The organism is Kibdelosporangium phytohabitans, from assembly GCF_001302585.1.
GTDB classification, from domain to species: Bacteria; Actinomycetota; Actinomycetes; order Mycobacteriales; family Pseudonocardiaceae; genus Kibdelosporangium; species Kibdelosporangium phytohabitans.
This window is the reverse complement of the sequence record NZ_CP012752.1, coordinates 5,989,340-6,008,950: the sequence shown is the minus strand read 5'-3', so window position 1 is coordinate 6,008,950 and position 19,611 is coordinate 5,989,340. Positions and strand designations below refer to the sequence as shown.

Below are 19,611 nucleotides of genomic sequence, written 5' to 3'. Positions count from 1 at the left end.
GCGTCGTCGACGTCGGCCAGCAGCAACCTGACCGCGTCCGAGGGCCGTGTCACCAGGGTGTGCGTCGACGGCTGACACCGCCTCGGTGAACCCGGCGGCTGGGCTTCACCGGGCGTCGAGCCGGGCTCTGAGGTCGTGCCAGCTGCCGGGTCTCCCGGGCGATCCGGGCTCCCCCGCCATCGCGTACTTGCCCTCTTCCAGCCGCGACAGCAGTCCCTGGGTCCATTCGATGCTGGATTCGGCCGAGTGCCCCCAGAGCGTGTACAGCTCCCACACGTGTTCGGGGCCGTGGGATTTGCGCAGTTGCACGTCGGCGTCGTCGCGCTGGGCCTCGAGCGCGGAGAGGCGCTCGCGCAGCAGGCCGACGGCGTCCGGGCGGCTCAGCGCGGGCAGCAGCGCCAGGCCCGCGCCGAGCATGTCGGGGCGGTGCTCGGGGCGGCGGAAGGCGTTGCGCAGCAGTTTCTGGAACTCCTGCTCGCCGCGTTCGGTGAGCTCGTACTCGGTGCGGGTGGCCTGGAAGTCCTCGATCAGCGAGCCGCTCTTGGTCAGCTGCTTGAGCGCGTGGTAGATCGAGCCCCACTTGACGTTGGCCCATTGGTCGGCGCCCCAGGCCAGCAGGTCGTTGCCGATGAGGTACCCGTGGGCGCGCCCGTATCCCCGCACGATCCCGAGCACCAGCAGCCGTGTCGCCGACATGGCACGTCAGCCTAAATCAGGCCCGGCCGGCGGCGCGCGCGGGCAAGATCACCACCCCGATGTTCGTCGTTGACTTATATAAGCGACGGTTGTAACTTTCGCGCCATGGTCGACGTACACCACCAGATCAACGCGGTCAGCCGGACGATCGGCACCCGCGTCCTCGACGCCGGCGAGGCCCGCGTGCTCACCATGAGCCAGGCCTACGACACCGATCTCGAGGACCTGTGGGACGCGTGCACGAACATCGAGCGCCTGCCGCGCTGGTTCCTGCCGGTCAGCGGCGAGCTGAAGCCGGGCGGGCGCTACCAGTTCGACGGCAACGCCGGTGGCGTGGTCGAGCGCTGCGACCCGCCGAGGAGTTTCGCGGTGACCTGGGAGATGGGCGGCGAGGTGTCCTGGGTCCAGGTGCGGCTGTCGGCGGATCCCGACGGCCGGTCGCGCTTCGAACTCGAGCACGTCGCGCACGTGCGCGACGAGATGTGGGCGCAGTTCGGGCCGGGCGCGGTGGGGATCGGCTGGGACGGCATGCTGCTGGGCCTGTCGCTGCACCTGTCCTCGGGCGAGTCGATGAGCACGCAGGAGGCGCAGGCGTGGCAGGTCTCCGAGGAGGGCAAGCAGTTCACCCTGGCGGCCAGCGAGAAATGGGCCGCGGCCAGTATCGCGGCGGGCACGCCGGAGCAGGCGGCGCGGGCCGCGCAGGAGACGGTCAGCAAGTTCTACATGGGCGAGTGACGTGGTGGGGCGGACCGGTCACGGCCCGCCCCACCCGTGGTCAGCGCCGGTGCAGGCCGCTGTGCACGGCGTTGATCAGCTCACCCTGCGGCGTGTCGCCGTCGAGTGACCAGATCATGGCGCCGCCGAGCTTGCGGTCGCGGATGAACTTGGCCTTGCGCTTCAGTTCGGTCGGGTCGTCGTAGGTCCAGAACGTGGTGCCGTCGAACAGCCACGCGAACCCGGCTTTCTCGTCGCGGTGGAGCTTGTACGTGCCGGTGCCCAGCAGGGTCTTGAGCTTGCGGTAGTCCTCGTTGCCCGCTTCGTAGGTGGCCGGCGCGGGCCCGGTGGACTGCTGGAACAGGCCGTTGTTCTGGTTGGTCACGCCGGTCCAGCCGCGGCCGTAGTACGGCAGTCCGAGCGTGATCTTGTCGCGGGGCGCGCCGCGCTGCAGGTGCGCGTCGACGACGATCTCACTGCTGTCCTTGGGCGTGGTCGGGTCGCCTTCGGGTGCGCGGATGGCGGACTGCTGGTTGGTGATCTTCTCCCACGTGCCGTGGTAGTCGTAGCCCTGCACGGTGGCGAAGGTCAGCAGCCGGTAGACGCTGGCCAGTTCGTAGCCGCGGTCCATCGCCTCGCGGTTGGCGGGCAGGAACGCGGTGAGGTCGTAGGACTTGCGGTCGTGGAAGCCCTGTTTGATCAGCTGCAGCCGGTACTCCCGCAGCAGCTTGGTGAAGTTCTGCTTGTCCTCGGGGCGCACGACGTTGCCGGGGTTGCCCTCGGTGGCGGGCCACTCCCAGTCCAGGTCGATCCCGTCGAACACGCCCTTGGCCGCGCCCGCGGGCGCACCGGGCAGGTTGCCCTTGAGCCACAGGTCGATGCACGACTTGACGTGCGCGGCGCGCGACTGCGGGGTGAGCGCGGCGTTGGAGAAGTACTTCGACCCGGTCCAGCCGCCGAGCGAGATGTACACGCGCAGCTTGGGGAACTTCTGCTTGAGCTGCTTGATCTGGTTGAGGTTGCCCGCCAGTGCCTGGCCGGGCGCGTCGGCCTTGCCGTTGATGGCCTGGTCGGCGGGGAACGGCCGCTGGTAGTCGGCCCACGCGTCGGCGCTGACGCAACTGCCCGGCTCGTCGAGGAAGCCGAACGCGTAGTTGAGGTGCGTGAGTTTGGCGGCGGTGCCGTTGTCCACCAGGTAGCGCAGCGGGATGTTGCGGTCGTAGATGCTCCACTGGGTGTAGTACCCGACTGTGCGGGCACTGCTCCCGCCGTGTCCGTGGCCTTGATCGTGGGCGTGCGCCGGGGAGGCGGCGGCGACCGATAAACCGATCGACAAGGCACCGGCCATGACGGCGGCGCCCCATCTCTTCATCGACATGGTTCTCCTCGCGCTTGCAGGCGGCGACGATATGGTTCAGACCACGTTAGAGGGAGGTCTAGACCACAGCTACGGCCGAACGGCGCAACCAGGGGCGTACATCGCCAAACGGGACGAACCATGCGAAAACGTACCGGCATGGCCGGGTATCCGGTGTGTTCGTGACGTGCGCCGCGCCCCGGTCACTCGGCCGGCGGCAGCCAGGATCCCGCGACGCCGAACCGCGCCGCGGGGTCGTCGGCCATGACGTACCCGCCCGCGTCGAGCCGGTCGATCAGCTGCTGGGTCCACGTCAGGTTGCTCGCGGTGGTGTGCGCCCACAGCCCGTGCAGCTCCCGCACGTGCGGGGGTTTGCCGGGGAACTGACTGGGCATCTCGTCCTGGGCGGCACACAGGATCCGTTGCCGGGCGCGCAGCAGTTCGACGGCTTCGGCGCGGCTGAGCGCGGGCAGCAGCGCCAGCCCGGCGGCGAGCGTGTCGGGCCGTGGCGCGGGTTCGCTCAGCGCGGCGCGCAGCAGCCGGAAGAACTCGGCTTCGCCGCGGGCGGTGATCTCGTAGTCGACCCGGCCGGGACTGCCCTCGGCGGCGGTGAGCAGGTGTTCGTCGGCGAGTTTGCGCAGCGCGTGGTAGAGCGAGCCCCATTTGATGTTGGCCCAGTTCTCCGCGCCCCAGGTGACCAGCTGGGCGCGGACGAGGTAGCCGTGCGCGCGGCCGAATCCGCGGACCACGCCGAGCACGAGCAGCCGTGTCGCCGACATGTCAGACCCAGAGCCCGCCCGTGGCGCCGTGCGCGACGCGGCTTTCGTAGACCCGCACCTTGTAGCTGATCATCTCCTGGCAGGCGGCCAGCTCGGCCATCCGCTCGGCGACACGCCTTTCGTGTTCCCGCAACAGGTTGAGCCGGTCCTGCTCGTTGCCGGGGCCTTGCCGCACCAGTGCGGCGTACGCGCGGATGGCGGGCAGCGGCATGCCGGTGGCGCGGAAGTTCGCGCACATGATCAGCCATTCCACGTCGTCCTCGGTGTAGACGCGGCGCCTGCCGGTGTCACGGTGCACCGGCGCGGTGAGCAGCCCTTCGCGTTCGTAGAAGCGCAATGTGTGCACGCTCAGCCCGGTGCGTTCGGCCACCTGCCCGATGCTGAGAGTCTCGCTCATGGCCGTCAGCCTATGCGCGCGCTTGATCTAGAGTGGGCTCTAGCTCGTAGTTTGCCCGGCATGACTCCTACAGCACTGATCACCGGCGGCGCGAGCGGTATCGGCGCCGCGGTTGCGCGGCACCTGCTGGACCGTGGCTACCGCGTCGCGGTCACCGGTCGCGACGAGGCCCGTCTCGCGGCGTTCGCGGCGGGTACGCCGGCACTGACGATTCCTGGTGACGCCGCCGACTGGGACTGCGTTCGTGACGCGGTCGCGGCGACGGAGGACCGGTTCGGCCGGTTGGACGCGGTCGTGGCGAACGCCGGATACGCCACGCACGACGATATCGAGCACGGCGATCCGCACGGCTGGCGGGACATGGTGCTGACCAACGTGCTCGGCCCGGTGTTGCTGATCAAGGCCGCGCTGCCCGCGTTGAAGCGCACCCGGGGGCGGATCGTGCTCGTGGGCAGCGTCGCGGGGCTGATCCACACGCCGGGCAACATCTACGGCGCCACGAAGTGGGCGGTCACCGGGCTGGCGGAGAACACGCGGCTGCAGGTCACCGAGTACGGCGTCGGCGTCACGCTGGTCTCCCCCGGCGCCGTGGACACCGGGTTCTTCACGCGGATCGGCGGGCCGCCGCCGCGACCGGGCGGGTATCTCCCGTGGAACACCTGGCGTCGTCGGTCGTGTGGGCGTTGACGCAGCCGCCCGGTGTGGACGTCAACAGCGTCACCGTGCGGCCGGTCGGCGCGCAGCGGTAGGTCAGGCGCGCATCGCCGCGTCGAGCTGCTCGGAGGTCAGCGGCGGCTCGTCGATCGGGTGGGCGGCGGTGGCGCGCAGGCCGTCGAGCAGGAACGCCAGGTGCCTGCGCCACGCGGTGGGCGCGGTGTCGTGGGTGGCGGCGACGATGCGGGCGTTGGCCCAGGTCAGGGTGACCAGGTCGGCGAAGGTGAAGTCGGCACGCAGGACACCGGCGCGCTGGGCCCGTTCGATCACGTCGGTGGCCTTGTCCAGTCCGTGGCCGCAGGCCTCCGCGACGGCCGTGGCGTCGGGGAACCGGCGGGTGATCAGGTCGTTGAGGCTGCGGTCGGCGGCCTGCAGTTCGCACAGTTTCGTCACGAACAGCACGAACCCGTCCCAGGCGTCCGCGCACTCCAGTGCCTCGTCGCCGAAGCTCAGCACGGTGCCCAGCCGTTCGGGGAAGACCGCGTCGAACAGGTGGGCGCGGGTGGGGAACCGGTTGTAGAGGGTGCCGATGCTGACCCCGGCCTGCCGCGCGATCTCCTCCAGCGGCGCCTCCAGGCCGCGTTCGGTGAACACGGCGGACGCGGCAACGATCAGCTTGTCCCGGTTGTACTGGGCATCCCGGCGCAGCGGCTTGTTCACACCCCCATCCTACGAAGTTGAGGAACACCTCATGTTCCGCTAAATTGAGGAAGACCTCAACTTGGCGATCGGGAAGGCTGCCATGACCAAGACACTCGCGGTGTTCGGCACAGGCAGCGGGCTCGGGCAGGCAACAGCGGCCCGCTTCGCCGACGAGGGCTTCCAGGTCGCGCTCACCGGCCGAACCCAGTCCACACTGGACGCGATAGCGGCCCGGATCGGCGGCCCGGCAAGGACATTCGCCGCGGACATCACCGACCACGCCAGGCTGGCCGAAGTCGTCGCGCAGATCGGCGAGATCGACGTGGTCCTGTCGGGCGCGACCGGGATGGACGAGGTGCTGGCCCGCCCGATCGGCCTCGACGCGCAGGCCCTGCGCGCTCAACTGGAGCTGCGCCTGGTCGCCCCGGTCGAGCTGACCACGCTGGTGTTGCCGTCGATGCTCGCACGCGGCTCAGGCGCGTTGTTCTACGCCACAGGCCCGTCGGCGATCGAGCCGATGCCGATGATGAGCAACATCGGCGCGGCCACCACGGGCCTGCGCAACTACGTGCACACCTTGCGCGAGGATCTCACCGGCACGGGCGTCTACGCGGGCCTGTTAGTGGTCGGCGGCATCGTCCGTGGCAGCGAGGCACAGCAGCGGTTCGTCCCCGACGACCGTGTCCCCATGCTCGACCCGCGCATCCTCGCCGCGGACCTGTGGGACATGTATGTCACCCGGGACCAGGCCGAGCGCTTCGTACGTCAGCCTTCGCCGGAGGTGGCCGTCTGACAACGACTCATGGGTGCCTGCGGATTCGCTGCGTCCGTGCACGCCTTGACTACACGGCGATTGTTCGGGCGAGGCGCTGTTGTGACGAGGTGCGCGGTCGGTTCCCTCCCGTGCGGCCTGCTAGTGCCGAACGGCGGAACAGGAGCAGCGGGCTGACAATGCACGGCAGAGCCAGATGTCAGCGCGGACGCCGCTGTATCTCGGACGCGGTGAAGTGGCGGTTTCGTAAGGCAACGGTGCGCCGACGGCCGCGCAGTGGCGCTACCAGCAGCACGCCCGCACGGGCCGCAGCCCCGCCCGATGGCGGTCAGATGCACGGTCACCGACGAGGCGGGGACGCCGAGGGGGTACGCAGATCGGGAGACCACTGTCGCATCGGGGCGTTGCCACGAAGTTCGCGGCGAACACGTGGGAAATATGGCATTGCCGGTGACAGCGCGCCGCGACACCGTGGGAGCCGTGGCTTGTTCAGCGGTTGCGTGCGTGATCTGGTCTGTCAGAACGCTTTGGGCGTGGGGAGTTGCTCGCTCAACGCCACCATGGCCGCGCTGGTCACCACCGGTCACGCCCAGGGCGGGTTCCGCTCCGACGTAGCCGGTTCGGTTGATCTGCCAGCTACTCGACCGTGCCTCGCCTCGGTGGGTGTCGTAGGAGGTCATCACCTCGGTGAGGCTTGTCGTCGCTGTTGGCGGGATGTCCAGGTGTAGGCGAGTTCGGTGTGCAGGGTGCGGTTCGGTCGTCTTCCGCGCCATGGCTTCCCGGCTGGGCCGCGATGACGGTCGCCCTTGACGTCGTTCTGGCTGTCACCGCCCTCAGCTACTAGGCGTCGCGTTGATGCCTCACACGGCATCGTCGGAATCCGGCAGCGAGTGGTTCAGTGGTCACGATAATCGCGTGTCGAACGTGCCGCCGCGACCTCGGGTCGAGGTCACCGGTCGGCGCGCTACCGCAGGACGAGCAGTGGCTGGTCGCGGGTGGTGTGCAGCACCTGCGCGGCTTGCACGCCGTCGGCAGCGCCGCCCGTGGTGAACAGCACCACGTCGATCAGGCCGGGCCGTTCGCGCAGTGCGCCGAGTACCGCGTGAGTGCTTTCTCGACGGTAGCGTCCGCGGTTCGGTTGCGGTGGTGTGGACGCACAGTCCGACCGGGGTCCTTTGTGGCCGATGTGGCGGGGGCCCGTGGTGCCCCAGGCCGGGTCCGGCGCCGACCACGACGAATGCGCCCCTGCCGCTCGCCTCTCCCCCAGGTCCGGGCTGGTTGGCGGCGACCTCGTCTCGCACCGGTTCCAGGCGATCGAGTTCATGTTCGTCTGCGCCTGAGGTTCGAGACCTTCGCGCTCACCGGGCCCGAGGGGCACGTCCTGTACGTGTGTATCCCGCAACGCGGCAGCGCAGAGGACGAGACCCTACCTGAGCAGGCCGTTATCGGGGTGTGGCGGTGAGCGCGGTGTCGATGACGTCCTTGCTGTCGACGAGCAGGGCCTGTGCCGCGGTCTGGCCGGTGGCGGTCAGGTAGGCGTCGACGAGCCGGTTGCCCACTGCGTATCCGGCGCCGGTGGGCAGGCCGACGGGAGTGGCGCCGAAACGGGCCGCTGTCAGGTCGCCGTGCACCCAAGCCGCGAAGTTCTGCATGCCGGTGACGGCGAGGCCGGTGACGACTTTGCCGAACACCGCGTCGTCGGTCAGGTGCGGCACTCCGACGCGGGTGTAGCCGAGGTCGTCGCCGTAGAGCTGGCGGGCGAAGGCGTCGGCGAGGCCTTCGGAGACGATCTGCTCCCCCACGGTCACGGTCGCCGGGTCCCAGACGACGTTGCCGGTGTTGTAGCGGAGGTTGTGGTTGAGTTCGTGGATCGCGGTCGCTTCCAGCCGGTCCAGGTTCTCCGGGTAGGGCCAGATGTTGAGGTACAGGTAGCCCGACACGCTGCCGTTGGCCGTCATGCCGAGGTTGGGTCCCATCAGGTGGGTGTCGCCGGGGTCGCCGATGATCAGCAGGACGGTGATGTCCGGGACGGTGATGCCGGGGGTCGCGTCTCGTTGGACGGCGAGGCCGTGCTCGAGCGCCCGTTCGATCCGGCCCCACGCGTCGGCGGCGCGCATCGCGTCGAGGGCGTCCAGGCACGTGTCCTCGTCGCGGTCGAGGGGGAATCCGGAGCCCATCGTGTGCAGGGCGACGAGGTCGGGCTCGCCGGGGAAGTACCGATACATGCCCGCCACCGGTTGCAGCATGGCCCTCAGCAGGCCAGGCCGGGCTGTGGCCGGTGCCCGCAGGATTTCCTGGATGGCCGGGTAGGTGTCCAGGACCGTGATCGTCATGGCCTCGACCGTAAAGTCTCCAGCCGCTGGACACTCAAGGTCGATCACTCGATCGTGGGCCAGCCGGTGGGTCGGCTGGCCCGTCACGTGATCAGAGGGTGGCGCTGACCGCGGTGATGGCGGGGTGCCGGGTGGCGCGGCGCGCGCTGGTGAGGCTGGTGGCGAGGGTGAGGACGGCCGCGGCGAGCACGACACCCAGGTAGGTGGTGATCGTGGCGTCGGGCAGGACCGAGTCGGTTTTGACGATGCTGTACGGGATGACCGTCGCGGTCGCGGCGAGCGTGCCCAGCAGCACGCCGACGGCGGCGAGCACCGCGGCCTCGGCACCGACCATGCCCACCACTTGCGGGCGGGTGGACCCGGCGAGCCGCAGCTGGCCGAACTCGCGGCGCCGGTGCAGGGTCGCGGCGACCGTCGTGTTGATCAGCATCACCGCCGCGAACAGGGTGATCATGGCGACGACGACGTAGTTGAGGGTTTCGATGGTGCCGGCGATCTCGGCGGGCGGCCGGATGGCGGAGTTGTTCTCGATGCTCTGCATGTAGAGGGTGCCGGTGGCGATCGCGGTGAACAGCACGATCGGGGCCAGCGCCGTGGCCATCTGCTGGGTGTGGCCGCGCAGGTTGGACACCGTCAGGTGCGTGCCGCCGCGGCGCAGCGAGGTGAGCACACGCGCGGCGGCGGTGATGACCGACGGGCCGAGCAGGGCGAACCCGACCGCGCACAGGATGCACGCTTGCGCGCTGACGGCCATCACGGCGAGGTCGCTGCTCTCGAGCGCGACCACGGTCGTGACCGCGCAGCCGATGCCCGCGGCGAGCGCGACGACACCCGCGATGACCGCGACCCGGCCGCGTGTGCTCTTCCCGCTGGTGAGGCTGGTTTTGGTGACCCGCCGGGCGGCCAGCAGCGCGGCGAACGCCGCCGCGGCGAGGGTGACGCCGAGTCCGACGCTGACGGCGATCGGCCCGAACTCGGGCGTGACACCGGGCGGGATGCGTCGCGCGTCGGCGAGCAGACCGACCAGCATCCGGCCGGTGAACACCGACGGCACGACCGCGGCCGCGACGGCGACGACCGCGAGCAGGACCGCTTCGGCCAGCAGCAGCCGGCGGATCTGGGCCGGGGTGGCGCCGATCGTGCGCAGCAGTGTCATCTCGGTGCCGCGCTGCCGGGCGAGCAGGGTGAGCGTGGACGCCGCGGCGAAGGTGACGATGACCAGTCCCCACCCGCCGACCACGTTCGCCATGATGGTGAGTGATTCCGCGGTGGGCGGGTCGGTCGCGGTGGCGGTGTCCAGCAGCGACGCGAAGGTCATCAGGATGATCGCGCCGAGCAGTAACGTCAGCAGGCTGGCGGCGAAACCGCCTGCCCGGTAACGGATCGAGCGTAGTGCGAGCTGCACCATGGGTACCCCCAGGTTCGTGGTGACGCGAGGCTAACGGCGCGGCCCGCGCGGCGGCGATGGCGGCAACTCCCCCACAGCGGGTGGGTCCAGGCCCACCCCCGGCGGCCGAAGTGAGGCACCGGCGCTGGGGACGGCTTCCCCGCCCGGCGAGCGCGACGACGAGCGGCTGCGGGACGCGGCTCGCGCGGTACCGACGCGCCTGTTGACGACATCGCCGAACGCGGCGGGGACGGAGCCCGGGCACGCCTACCGGCGCCTCCTGGTCGAACCGCAGATGGAGCAGGTGCTGGCGTCTATGGCGGATCCGCTGGACGGGCCGTGGCTCAGCGGGCGAGTGGTGGCGTGCTGCCCCGGTATCGCGGTCGGACGCGCGGCAAGGCCTCGGATTCGCACGTCCGGGCGCGTCCACGCCGCAGCCCGCCGCGGAGACGGCCGCCGGAAGGACGTGCGCCATCGCAACACCAATTCCCCCAAGGGGATCCCTTGTTTTCACACTATCCCAGGGGTCTGACAGTTTCGGTGGGCCGCGGCCGGGGGTCCCGGCTGTGGCGGTGTTCCTGTGGAAGGATCTTGGTGTGGCAGGCGAACTGATCCGGCCGGTCGCCCGGCTTGCCGAACCGGCCGACCCGGGGCAGCCGGGGGCGTTGCGGGCGGTGCTGGTCGACGCGGTGGGGACGCTGCCCGCGTTGCCGCCCGTGGATCCGGCTGACCGGTACGGGATCCGCGCGTTGACCGTGTTGTGGCTGGAGGCCGACAAGACTGAGCACACGCGGCGCGCCTATTTCGCTGATCTCGCGGCGTGGCTGCAGTGGTGTGGCCGCGGTGGGCTGGATCCGTTGGCCGCGCGGCGGGCCGATGTGGACGCGTGGAAGGCCACGATCACCGTGACGGGCAGGGACGGTGTGCCCAGGAAGGCGTCGTCGTCCACGGTGTCCCGCCGGCTGGCCGCGGTGTCGAGCTGGTATCAGTACTTGGAGGACAACGATGTCGCCGAGCGCAACCCGGTCTCGGCGGTGAAGCGGCCCAGAGTGGACCGTCAGTCGCCGTTTCCCGCGTTGGCCGAGGAGGAGACCGCCGCGCTGCTGGACCACGTGACGCGGCGGGCGCAGCGGATCGGCAGTGAGGCCGCGCACCGCGACGCCGCGCTGGTGTCGCTGTTGTTCCACACCGGGCTGCGGGTGTCCGGGGTGACCACGGCGCGGGTGTCGGATCTCGCCCACGACCGCGGCCACCGGATCCTGTGGTACGTCAAGAAAGGCCAGACCCGTGACTTCGTGCCGCTCGCGCCACCGGTGCTGGCCGCGCTGGACTCCTACCTGGCGTTGCGCACGGCGCGGGAGGGCGAGCTGAGCGGGCCGCTGCTGGTGACCACGCCGCACCCGCGTGACCCGGCCAAGGCAGGCGGGCGGGCGTTGACCCAGCGGGATGTGTGGCTGGCGTTGCGGCGTTACGCCAAGCAGGCCGGGCTCGCCGCCGCGGACAGCATCACCCCGCACACCTCACGGCGGACCGTGGCCACGACGCTGCTGGCCAACGGCGTACCGATCGAGAAGGTGCAGGATTTGCTGTCCCACAACGACATCCGCATCACGCGCGGGTACGACGCGGCGCGCCACAAGCTCGACTCGTCGCCGGTGTACACCCTCGCGTCGGTGATCGGCCGCCATCAGCGCGACTAGCGCGGCTGCCACACCGTGGTGGTCTTGATCTCCGCGTTCTCCAGTGCCGTGGGCACGGGCACCTCGTAGTGGGCCACGCGGGTGAACTGTTCGCGTGGCAGGTGTGCCCGGCCGGGGTCGCCGACGAGCACGGTCACGTCCCGGGTTCGCAGGCGGTGGATGAACGGCATCATCCGCGAGGTCACCGCGGTGTCGTAGAAGATGTCCCCGGCGAGCACGACGTCGAACCCGTCGGCGTCGCCGTCGAGCATGTCGCCGTACTCGGTCTGCACGCTCAGTTCGTTGGCCTCGGCGTTGAGCAGGATCGCGTCGATGGCGAACTGGTCGATCTCGTTGGCCACCACCCGCCGCGCCCCGGCCTTGGCCGCCGCGAGGGCCACGACACCGCATCCGGCGGCCAGGTCGAGCACGCTGCGTCCCGCCACGAGCGACGGGTTGTCCAGCACGTACCGGGCCAGGGCTTGACCACCGGCCCACGCGAACGCCCAGAACGGCGGCGCCAGGCCTTTCTCGCCGACCTGGTCCTCCACGCGCTCCCAGAGGTCGAACGCGTCCTCGGCGAGGTGGAGCTGGATCTCGGGGACGTGCGGGGCGCTGCCCAGGCGGGTGTGGGCGCGGACGAAAGCGGAGGTCACCGCTCCATCGTCGCAGGCGCCGCGGTCAGGCCCCGGAGAAGGTGACCGCGCCCGCCGTGGCGGCGAAGACCCGGCGCAGGTGCGCGCCGAGTTCCGTGTGGCCGGCGGTGGGTGTGGTGATCCACGCCCGCAGTGCCGCGTGGAACGCCGAGACCACCATGTCCAGCGCCAGCCGGGGACGTGGGTCGGTGTCCGCGACGCGCAGGCGCCGCCGCAGTCCCGCCTCGACCGCCGCGCAGGTGGCATCGCAGAACCGCAGTCCGTGGGCGGCGATCGACGGGGTGCGTTCGGTCAGGTGCTGACTGAGGCGGACCCGGGTGACCCACTGCTCGTCGCTCATGTGGCCGAGCGCGGACAGCAGACCGTCCTGCAGGACCGTGAGCAGGGGCGCCTGGCCGAGCGGGAGCTCGCCGACCTGGTCGCGGAAGCGGGTCCACATCGTTTCCAGCGGCGCCAGCGCGACTTCTTCCTTGCTGGCGAAGGTGCGGAAGAAGGTCCGTTTGGAGACCGCGACCGCCTCGCACAGCTCGTCGAGGGTCACGTTGTCGAAGCCGTGTTCGGTGAACATCGCCAGTGCGGTGCCGACCAGCGCGTCGCGGGTCTGGAGTTTCTTGCGTTCACGCAGCGGCAGCGCGGGTGGGCGGGCGGCGGTCACACCCTGAGTGTAGCCGAGCGGCAAATGCCTCCAGTAGGCTTATGCCACTCAGTGGCAGTTTTGTGGAGAGGAAGTGCCGTGCGCGCGCTGCTCGTCGACCGTTCCGTCCCCGGTGGACTCCGCCCGGGCCACGCCCCCGACCCGGTGCCCGCCCCGCACCAGGCACTCATCGAGGTCGCCGCGACCTCACTGAACTTCGGCGAGGTCAACCACGGCATCGCCGAGGCACCCCCCGGCACCGTGCTCGGCTGGGACGCCGCCGGGGTCGTGGTCCGCGCCGCCGCCGACGGATCCGGCCCCGCCGCCGGCACACCCGTGGTCACCCTCGACGAGACCGGCGGCTGGGCCGAGCTGCGCGCCGTGCGCACCGACTGGCTCGGCGTCGTACCCGACAGCGCCGACCTCACGGCCGTCAGCACCATCCCCGTCGCCGCCGGCTCCGCGCTGCGCGGCCTGCACAAGCTCGGGCCACTGCTGGGCCGCCGCATCATGATCACCGGTGCGACCGGCGGCGTCGGACGCTTCGCCGTACAACTGGGCCGCCTCGGCGGCGCACACGTCACCACCGTCACCGGCGACCCCGCCGCGCACGGCGACAGCCTGCGGGCACTGGGCGCGCACGAGGTCGTGTCCGACCCCGCCCAGGCCACGGGCCGCTACGACGGCGTCCTGGACATGGTCGGCGGCCCCCAACTGGTGAACGCGTTCGACACACTCGACGCGGGCGGCACACTCGTGGCCCTCGGCCACTCCGCGGGCACCGGCGAGGACTTCCCCTTCGGCGCCCTGTTCAGCGGACCCGGCCGCGACAACCGGTCGATCGTCACCTTCCACCTGCTCTTCTGCCAGGACCTCGGCCGCGACCTGACCTGGCTGGCCCAGCAGGTCACCGCGGGCACACTCGACCCGCAGATCACCTGGCGCGGCGGCTGGGACGACGCCCCCGCGGCGATCGACGCCTTGCTGCAACGGCGCCTGCACGGCAAAGCGGTCCTGGATCTCCGCTCGTCGTAGACCAGGTGGCGCAGTCGCCGGTCGAAACAGCGGACAGGTCCACCACGACATATTGACATCGATGTCACCGTGAGTTGTCCTGTGGCCCGGCCCGCCAGGGCCGGACGCACCTCGACGCGGAGGCAAGCCCATGGCGCACCGCCGGACCAGCCGTCCACGACCCGCGATCACACGCCTGGCGGCCGCCGCCGTCACCATCACACTGTGGACCACCATGCCGGCCACCGCCGCCGCCCAGCCCAGCGGACCGACCGGCTTCGCCTCGTCGTTCGAACACGGCGACCCGCAACCGGACTGGACCGACACCGCCGAGAAGGCCTCCGGCGTCACCAACGACGACCCCACCCGCATCCCCGGCGACATCACCGACAAGGTCGCCCAGGTCACCGCCAGCGGCGAGAACCCCGGCTCCGGCGAAGTCAAGGAAAACCTCGTCGACCACGACCCCGGCACCAAGTGGCTCGTGTTCCAACGCACCGGATGGGTCCAGTTCACCTTCACCGAACCCGTCGACGTCGTCCGCTACGCCCTCACCTCCGCCAACGACGCCCCCGGCCGCGACCCCCGCGACTGGACCCTCACCGCCTCCGACGACGGCCGCGACTGGACCACACTCGACACCCAGACCGGCCAGTCGTTCGACAAACGGCTCCACACCAAGGAATACAAGTTCACCGGCGGCACCAAACACCTGCACTACCGGCTGGACTTCACCGCCAACAACGGCGACCCCATCCTGCAACTGGCCGAAGCCCAGTTCTCCGAAACCACCCCGCAGGCCGAAGCGCGCATCCAGCTCGCCCCCACCATGAGCACCGCCGTCGGCGACGGCCCCACCAGCGCCTTCACCGCCAAAACCAAAGCCGGGTTCACCGGCCGCAAAGCCCTGCGCTACGCCGGCACCCACACCGCCACCGGCCGCGCCTACTCCTACAACAAACTCTTCGACATCAACGTTGTCGTCACCCCGACCACCAGACTGTCCTACCTGCTGTTCCCCGAATTCCTGCTCGACGACCTCACCTACCCCAGCACCCACACCGCCGTCGACCTCGCCTTCACCGACGGCACCTACCTCAGCGACCTGGGCGCCCTGGACCTGCACGGCAACCCGCTGACCCCGCAAGGCCAAGCGGCGTCCCGCACCCTCTACACCCAGCAGTGGAACCACATCGCCGCCGACATCGGCACCGTCGCCGCAGGCAAAACCATCGACCGGATCCTGCTGGCCTACGACAACCCCACAGGCCCCACCGGGTTCACAGGCTGGGCCGACGACATCACCATCACCGCGACACCCGCCACCGCCACCAAAACCAGCCCGGCCGACCACGTCCTGACCACCCGCGGCACCAACGCCACCAGCGCCTTCTCCCGCGGCAACAACTTCCCCGCCACCGCCGTCCCGCACGGCTTCAACTTCTGGACACCCGTCACCAACGCCGCCTCCACCAGCTGGCTCTACGACTACGCACGCGCCAACAACGCCGACAACCTCCCCACCCTGCAAGCATTCTCCGCCAGCCACGAACCCAGCCCCTGGATGGGCGACCGGCAAACCTTCCAGATCATGCCCTCCACCGCCGCCGGCACACCCGACGCGTCCCGCACTGCACGCGCCCTGCCCTTCCGCCACAGCAACGAAACCGCCACCGCACACCACTACGGCGTCACATTCGACAACGGCGTCACCACCGACATCGCCCCCACCGACCACGCCGCACTGTTCCGCTTCGGCTTCCCCGACACCGCCAACCTCATCTTCGACAACGTCAACAACAACGGCGGCCTCACCCTCAACCCCGCCACCCGCACCATCACCGGCTACTCCGACGTCCGCAGCGGACTGTCCGCGGGCGCCGGGCGCCTCTTCGTCTACGCCACCTTCGACAAACCCGTCACCGCCGGCGGCATGCTCCCCGGCGGAGGCGGCCCAGCCGTCACCGGCTACCTCAAGTTCGACACCGGCACCGACAAGACCGTCACCATGCGCATCGCCACCTCACTGCTCAGCGTCGACCAGGCCCGCACCAACCTCGAACAGGAAATCAGCGCCTCCGGCACCGTCGACACCGTCAGCGCCCGCGCCAAAGCCGCCTGGAACGCCAAACTCCGGACCATCGAGGTCGAAGGCGCCACCCCCGACCAGCTCACCACCCTCTACTCCAACCTCTACCGGCTGTTCCTCTACCCCAACTCCGGCTTCGAGAACACCGGCACACGCCAGAACCCCGCCTACAAGTACGCCAGCCCCGTCGCACCCAGCACCGGCCCCGACACCCCCACCCACACCGGCGCCAAAATCACCGACGGCACGATCTACGTCAACAACGGCTTCTGGGACACCTACCGCACCACCTGGCCCGCCTACACCCTGCTCACCCCCACCCAAGCCGGCGAGATGATCGACGGTTTCGTGCGGCAATACCGCGACGGCGGCTGGATCTCCCGCTGGTCCTCCCCCGGCTACGCCAACCTCATGACCGGCACCAGCTCCGACGTCTCCTTCGTCGACGCCTACCTCAAAGGCATCACCAACTTCGACGCCCGCGGCGCCTACGACGCCGCCATCCGCAACGCCACCGTCACCCCACCCAACCAGAGCGTCGGCCGCAAAGGCATCGACAAGTCCATCTTCCTCGGCTACACCCCCACCTCCACCGGCGAAGGCATGTCCTGGGCACTGGAGGGCTACATCAACGACTTCGGCATCGCCCAGATGGCGAAAGCCCTCGCCGACACAGCCGCACCCGGCGACCCCCGCACACAGGAATACCTCGACAACGCCGAATACTTCCGCAACCGCGCCCAGAACTACGTCACCATGTTCGACCCCGCCATCGGCTTCTTCCAAGGCAAAACCGAAAACGGCACCTGGCGCACCACCCCCGCCACCTACGACCCCCGCGAATGGGGCCACGACTACACCGAGACCAACGGCTGGAACATGGCCTTCACCGTCCCCCACGACGGCCAAGGCCTCGCCAACCTCTACGGCGGCCGCGACAAACTCGCCACCAAACTCGACACGTTCTTCACCGAACCCGAAACCGCCCGCCACCCCGGCTCCTACGGCGGCACCATCCACGAAATGCTCGAAGCCCGCGACGTCCGCATGGGCCAGTACGGACACAGCAACCAGCCCGCACACCACATCCCCTACATGTACGACCACACCGGCCAGCCAGCCAAAACCCAGCAGAAGGTCCGCGACATCACCAGCCGCCTCTACCTCGGCAGCGAAATCGGCCAGGGCTACCCCGGCGACGAGGACAACGGCGAAATGTCCGCGTGGTGGCTGTTCAGCGCACTCGGGTTCTACCCGCTGCAAATGGGCGCACCCACGTACGCCATCGGCTCACCCCTGTTCACCAAAGCCACCGTGAACCTGGAAAACGGCCGCACCATCGTCATCAACGCACCGAAGAACTCCCGCCACAACATCTACATCCAGAACCTGAAAGTCAACGGAAAAACCTACGACAAGACCTACCTCACCCACGACCTGCTCACCCACGGCGCGACACTCGACTTCGACATGGGCCCCCGGCCCTCCGCCTGGGCCACCGGCCCCGACGCCGTCCCACCGTCGCTGACCACCGGCACCCAGATCGCGAAACCCCTGCGGGACACCACGAACCTGCCCGGCCCGCTGTTCGACAACAACTCCCAGACCGAAACGACCGCCACCACCGTCGACCTCACCCCACCACGACCCCACGACGTCGTCGACTTCTACACCGTCACCTCCGGCAAAAACGCCGCCGCCGACCCCCGCGACTGGGTCCTGAAAGGCTCCTTCGACGGCAAACACTGGGCCACCGTCGACACCCGCACCGCCCAGCAATTCCCATGGCGCCAGCAGACGAAACCGTTCAAACTCACCAAACCCAGCCGCTACACCCACTACCGGCTCGAATTCAGCACCCCGGCCACCGTCGCCGAACTGGAATCCCTCGCCAAACCCACACCCGGCTGCACCCAGACCATCACCGGAACCCACAACGGGCCACTACGCGTCACCGGCGTGCTCTGCCTCACCGACGCCACCGTCAACGGCCCCATCCAGATCGACACAGGCGGGTCACTCTACGCCTTCGGCAGCACCGTCAACGGACCACTGACCGGCAACCACCCCACCGCACTCGCCCTGATCGGCAGCAAGACCACCGGCCCGGTCGCCCTCACCAGAACCCGCGGCGAACTGACCATCGGCGCCACCACCATCACCGGACCCGTGTCCCTCGCGGACAACAACGCACCGGTCATCGGATCCTCCACCGTCACCGGCCCCCTCGCCTGCACCGGCAACACCCCACCACCCACCAACAACGGACTGACCAACACCGTCACCGGCCCCCGCACCGGCCAATGCAGCCAGATCTAACGAGACCTGTGGCTGGGCCACCGCCCAGCCCACCCACAGGTAGGATCTTTCCCCGTGGACGTCTACCTGCTGATCCTCGGGGATCACCTGCCGGACCCACGCACCGGACGGACCCTGTCCGAACCCGACCGCATCCGCGCGATGGTCGACCAGGCCGTGGTCGCCGAACAAGCCGGGTTCACCGGCGTCGCCATCGGCGAACACCACTTCACCCACTACATCGTCTCCGCACCCGAACTCCTGCTCGCCACCATCGCCGCCCGCACCAGCACCCTGCGCCTGTCCACCGGCGTGACCCTGCTGGCACACCGCGACCCGGTCCGGGTCGCCGAAGAACTCGCCACCCTCGACGTGCTCTCCTCCGGACGCGCCGAACTCATCGTGGCCAGAGGCGTGTCGACGGAAACCGACGTGGCCTTCGGCATCTCCCCCTCGGACCTGCGGCCCCGCTTCCACGAATACCTGCGGCTCCTGCTGCAACTGCTGCAAGAACGCGACGTCACCTGGCACGGCGACTTCCGCAGCCCGCTCAAGAACGTCACCACCACACCCCGCCCGATCCAGCAACCCCACCCGACCCTGTGGGTGGGCAGCGGATCAGCGAACTCAGCCGACTTCGCCGCCGAACTCGGCATGCCCCTGATGCTGCCCAGCACACTGCGCGACCCCGGCGTGTACGTGGACGTGGTAGCCCGATACCGGAGTTTCACCTCAGGCCGGGTGGCGCTGCCCAGCCACGTCTACGTCGCCGAGAACAACGCACGCGAACGCTGGAAGCCCTACCTGACCGCGTACGCCCACTTCGCCAGCCCCTGGCGCGGCGACGGATCGGGCATCGACGTGGACCGGCTGATGGAAGGAGCCGCGATCTGCGGAAACCCCGCCGAAGTCGCCGACCGGCTCAACGCCCAGCAGAAGCTGCTGGGACTGGACGCACACCTGGTGCTCATCGACATCGGCGGACTGCCACCGCAGGACGTACTCGCCTCCATCAGGCTGTTCGGCGAGAAGGTCATTCCCCAGCTCAACGCCTGATCAGTCCAGCAACGCGGTCAGATCGACATCCAGCCCCACCGGCTCCGAGGTCGGCAACCCAGTAGTGCGGGATGCACCCGCGTACTCGTCGCGCTTGATCCGGTAATCCGTCCGCCGGGAACCGGGCCACACAGTCTCCACGACGAGCAGCACCTCAGACGCTCGAAGGATCCGCTTCTCGGCACGGGCTCGTTTGCGATCCGCACGGTCGACGATGATCAGCTCAGGCCTGCGGACGGTCCCCGGGCACAAGCGCGAGATCGACATCCATGCCCAGTAGAGACACCAGGTTCGGCGGTAGCCGAGGACGCGACTGGACTTGCCCACCGGATCTGGCGTGGGCATGCGACCCCGATGGCGAGCCCCCCTTGTCACCGTGCGTGTCCGCCCCGCA

18 protein-coding genes are annotated in these 19,611 nt (G+C 69.5%); 7 read left to right on the top strand and 11 right to left on the bottom strand.

Annotated features, from left to right (window positions below):
- Nucleotides 1–105: 105 nt before the first annotated feature.
- A complete protein-coding gene (locus AOZ06_RS27085) occupies nt 106–696 on the bottom strand; it encodes a PadR family transcriptional regulator (protein ID WP_054291977.1) in 591 nt (196 codons plus the stop codon).
- Nucleotides 697–801: 105 nt separating this feature from the next.
- On the opposite strand from AOZ06_RS27085, the gene AOZ06_RS27080 reads away from it, so the two are divergent.
- Complete coding sequence (locus tag AOZ06_RS27080) at nt 802–1,431, top strand: SRPBCC family protein (protein WP_054291976.1); 630 nt, start codon at nt 802–804, stop codon at nt 1,429–1,431.
- 40 nt (nt 1,432–1,471) lie between these two features.
- Here the strand turns inward: AOZ06_RS27080 and AOZ06_RS27075 are convergent, their stop codons facing one another.
- The 3 genes from AOZ06_RS27075 to AOZ06_RS27065 all read right to left on the bottom strand — a co-directional run bounded on the left by AOZ06_RS27075 (nt 1,472) and on the right by AOZ06_RS27065 (nt 3,943).
- On the bottom strand, nt 1,472–2,746 hold the full coding sequence (locus AOZ06_RS27075) for a glycoside hydrolase family 18 protein (RefSeq protein ID WP_335338285.1): 1,275 nt from the start codon (nt 2,744–2,746) through the stop codon (nt 1,472–1,474).
- Nucleotides 2,747–2,970: 224 nt separating this feature from the next.
- Nucleotides 2,971–3,546, bottom strand: a complete 576-nt coding sequence (locus AOZ06_RS27070) for a PadR family transcriptional regulator (RefSeq protein ID WP_054291974.1) — start codon at nt 3,544–3,546, stop codon at nt 2,971–2,973.
- Nucleotide 3,547: 1 nt separating this feature from the next.
- The gene (locus AOZ06_RS27065; RefSeq protein WP_054291973.1) at nt 3,548–3,943 is read right to left on the bottom strand and encodes a MerR family transcriptional regulator; all 396 of its coding nucleotides are present in this window, start codon (nt 3,941–3,943) and stop codon (nt 3,548–3,550) included.
- 60 nt (nt 3,944–4,003) lie between these two features.
- On the opposite strand from AOZ06_RS27065, the gene AOZ06_RS27060 reads away from it, so the two are divergent.
- On the top strand, nt 4,004–4,630 hold the full coding sequence (locus tag AOZ06_RS27060; protein WP_225952919.1) for an SDR family oxidoreductase: 627 nt from the start codon (nt 4,004–4,006) through the stop codon (nt 4,628–4,630).
- Nucleotides 4,631–4,693: 63 nt separating this feature from the next.
- Here AOZ06_RS27060 and AOZ06_RS27055 read toward each other — a convergent pair whose 3' ends face one another.
- Nucleotides 4,694–5,317, bottom strand: coding sequence for a TetR/AcrR family transcriptional regulator (locus AOZ06_RS27055; RefSeq protein WP_054291972.1), 624 nt, complete (start codon nt 5,315–5,317; stop codon nt 4,694–4,696).
- Between the two features lie 82 nt (nt 5,318–5,399).
- Here AOZ06_RS27055 and AOZ06_RS27050 point away from each other — a divergent pair, with 82 nt between their 5' ends.
- Nucleotides 5,400–6,092 carry an SDR family NAD(P)-dependent oxidoreductase gene (locus AOZ06_RS27050; RefSeq protein ID WP_054291971.1) on the top strand — a complete coding sequence of 231 codons (693 nt, stop codon included), beginning with the start codon at nt 5,400–5,402 and terminating at the stop codon, nt 6,090–6,092.
- 943 nt (nt 6,093–7,035) lie between these two features.
- Here AOZ06_RS27050 and AOZ06_RS56805 read toward each other — a convergent pair.
- From AOZ06_RS56805 to AOZ06_RS27040, 3 genes are all read right to left on the bottom strand, one after another.
- Nucleotides 7,036–7,395 (bottom strand): hypothetical protein, encoded by a 360-nt coding sequence (locus AOZ06_RS56805; protein WP_157233269.1) that lies wholly within the window; start codon nt 7,393–7,395, stop codon nt 7,036–7,038.
- Between the two features lie 118 nt (nt 7,396–7,513).
- Nucleotides 7,514–8,404, bottom strand: a complete 891-nt coding sequence (locus tag AOZ06_RS27045) for a DUF2268 domain-containing putative Zn-dependent protease (RefSeq protein ID WP_054291970.1) — start codon at nt 8,402–8,404, stop codon at nt 7,514–7,516.
- A gap of 91 nt (nt 8,405–8,495) precedes the next feature.
- The gene (locus tag AOZ06_RS27040; RefSeq protein WP_236951752.1) at nt 8,496–9,809 is read right to left on the bottom strand and encodes an FtsX-like permease family protein; all 1,314 of its coding nucleotides are present in this window, start codon (nt 9,807–9,809) and stop codon (nt 8,496–8,498) included.
- Between the two features lie 578 nt (nt 9,810–10,387).
- Between AOZ06_RS27040 and AOZ06_RS27035 the strand changes: the two genes are divergently transcribed.
- On the top strand, nt 10,388–11,491 hold the full coding sequence (locus AOZ06_RS27035) for a tyrosine-type recombinase/integrase (protein ID WP_157233268.1): 1,104 nt from the start codon (nt 10,388–10,390) through the stop codon (nt 11,489–11,491).
- Here AOZ06_RS27035 and AOZ06_RS27030 read toward each other — a convergent pair.
- Entirely contained in the window at nt 11,488–12,126 is a 639-nt protein-coding gene (locus tag AOZ06_RS27030) for a class I SAM-dependent methyltransferase (RefSeq protein WP_054291967.1), read from the bottom strand. The two genes, AOZ06_RS27035 and AOZ06_RS27030, sit on opposite strands and share 4 nt — an antisense overlap.
- 25 nt (nt 12,127–12,151) lie before the next feature.
- On the bottom strand, nt 12,152–12,781 hold the full coding sequence (locus tag AOZ06_RS27025; protein WP_054296948.1) for a TetR family transcriptional regulator: 630 nt from the start codon (nt 12,779–12,781) through the stop codon (nt 12,152–12,154).
- A 78-nt stretch (nt 12,782–12,859) separates the two neighbouring features.
- Between AOZ06_RS27025 and AOZ06_RS27020 the strand changes: the two genes are divergently transcribed.
- From AOZ06_RS27020 to AOZ06_RS27010, 3 genes are all read left to right on the top strand, one after another.
- Nucleotides 12,860–13,795, top strand: coding sequence for a zinc-binding dehydrogenase (locus AOZ06_RS27020; RefSeq protein WP_054291966.1), 936 nt, complete (start codon nt 12,860–12,862; stop codon nt 13,793–13,795).
- Nucleotides 13,796–13,925: 130 nt separating this feature from the next.
- Nucleotides 13,926–18,182: a GH92 family glycosyl hydrolase gene (locus AOZ06_RS27015; protein WP_054291965.1), complete on the top strand. Its 4,257-nt coding sequence runs from the start codon at nt 13,926–13,928 to the stop codon at nt 18,180–18,182.
- Between the two features lie 54 nt (nt 18,183–18,236).
- On the top strand, nt 18,237–19,217 hold the full coding sequence (locus AOZ06_RS27010) for an LLM class flavin-dependent oxidoreductase (protein WP_054291964.1): 981 nt from the start codon (nt 18,237–18,239) through the stop codon (nt 19,215–19,217).
- On the opposite strand, the gene AOZ06_RS27005 is transcribed toward AOZ06_RS27010, so the two are convergent.
- Entirely contained in the window at nt 19,218–19,562 is a 345-nt protein-coding gene (locus AOZ06_RS27005) for a PDDEXK family nuclease (protein ID WP_157233266.1), read from the bottom strand.
- Nucleotides 19,563–19,611 lie beyond the last annotated feature (49 nt).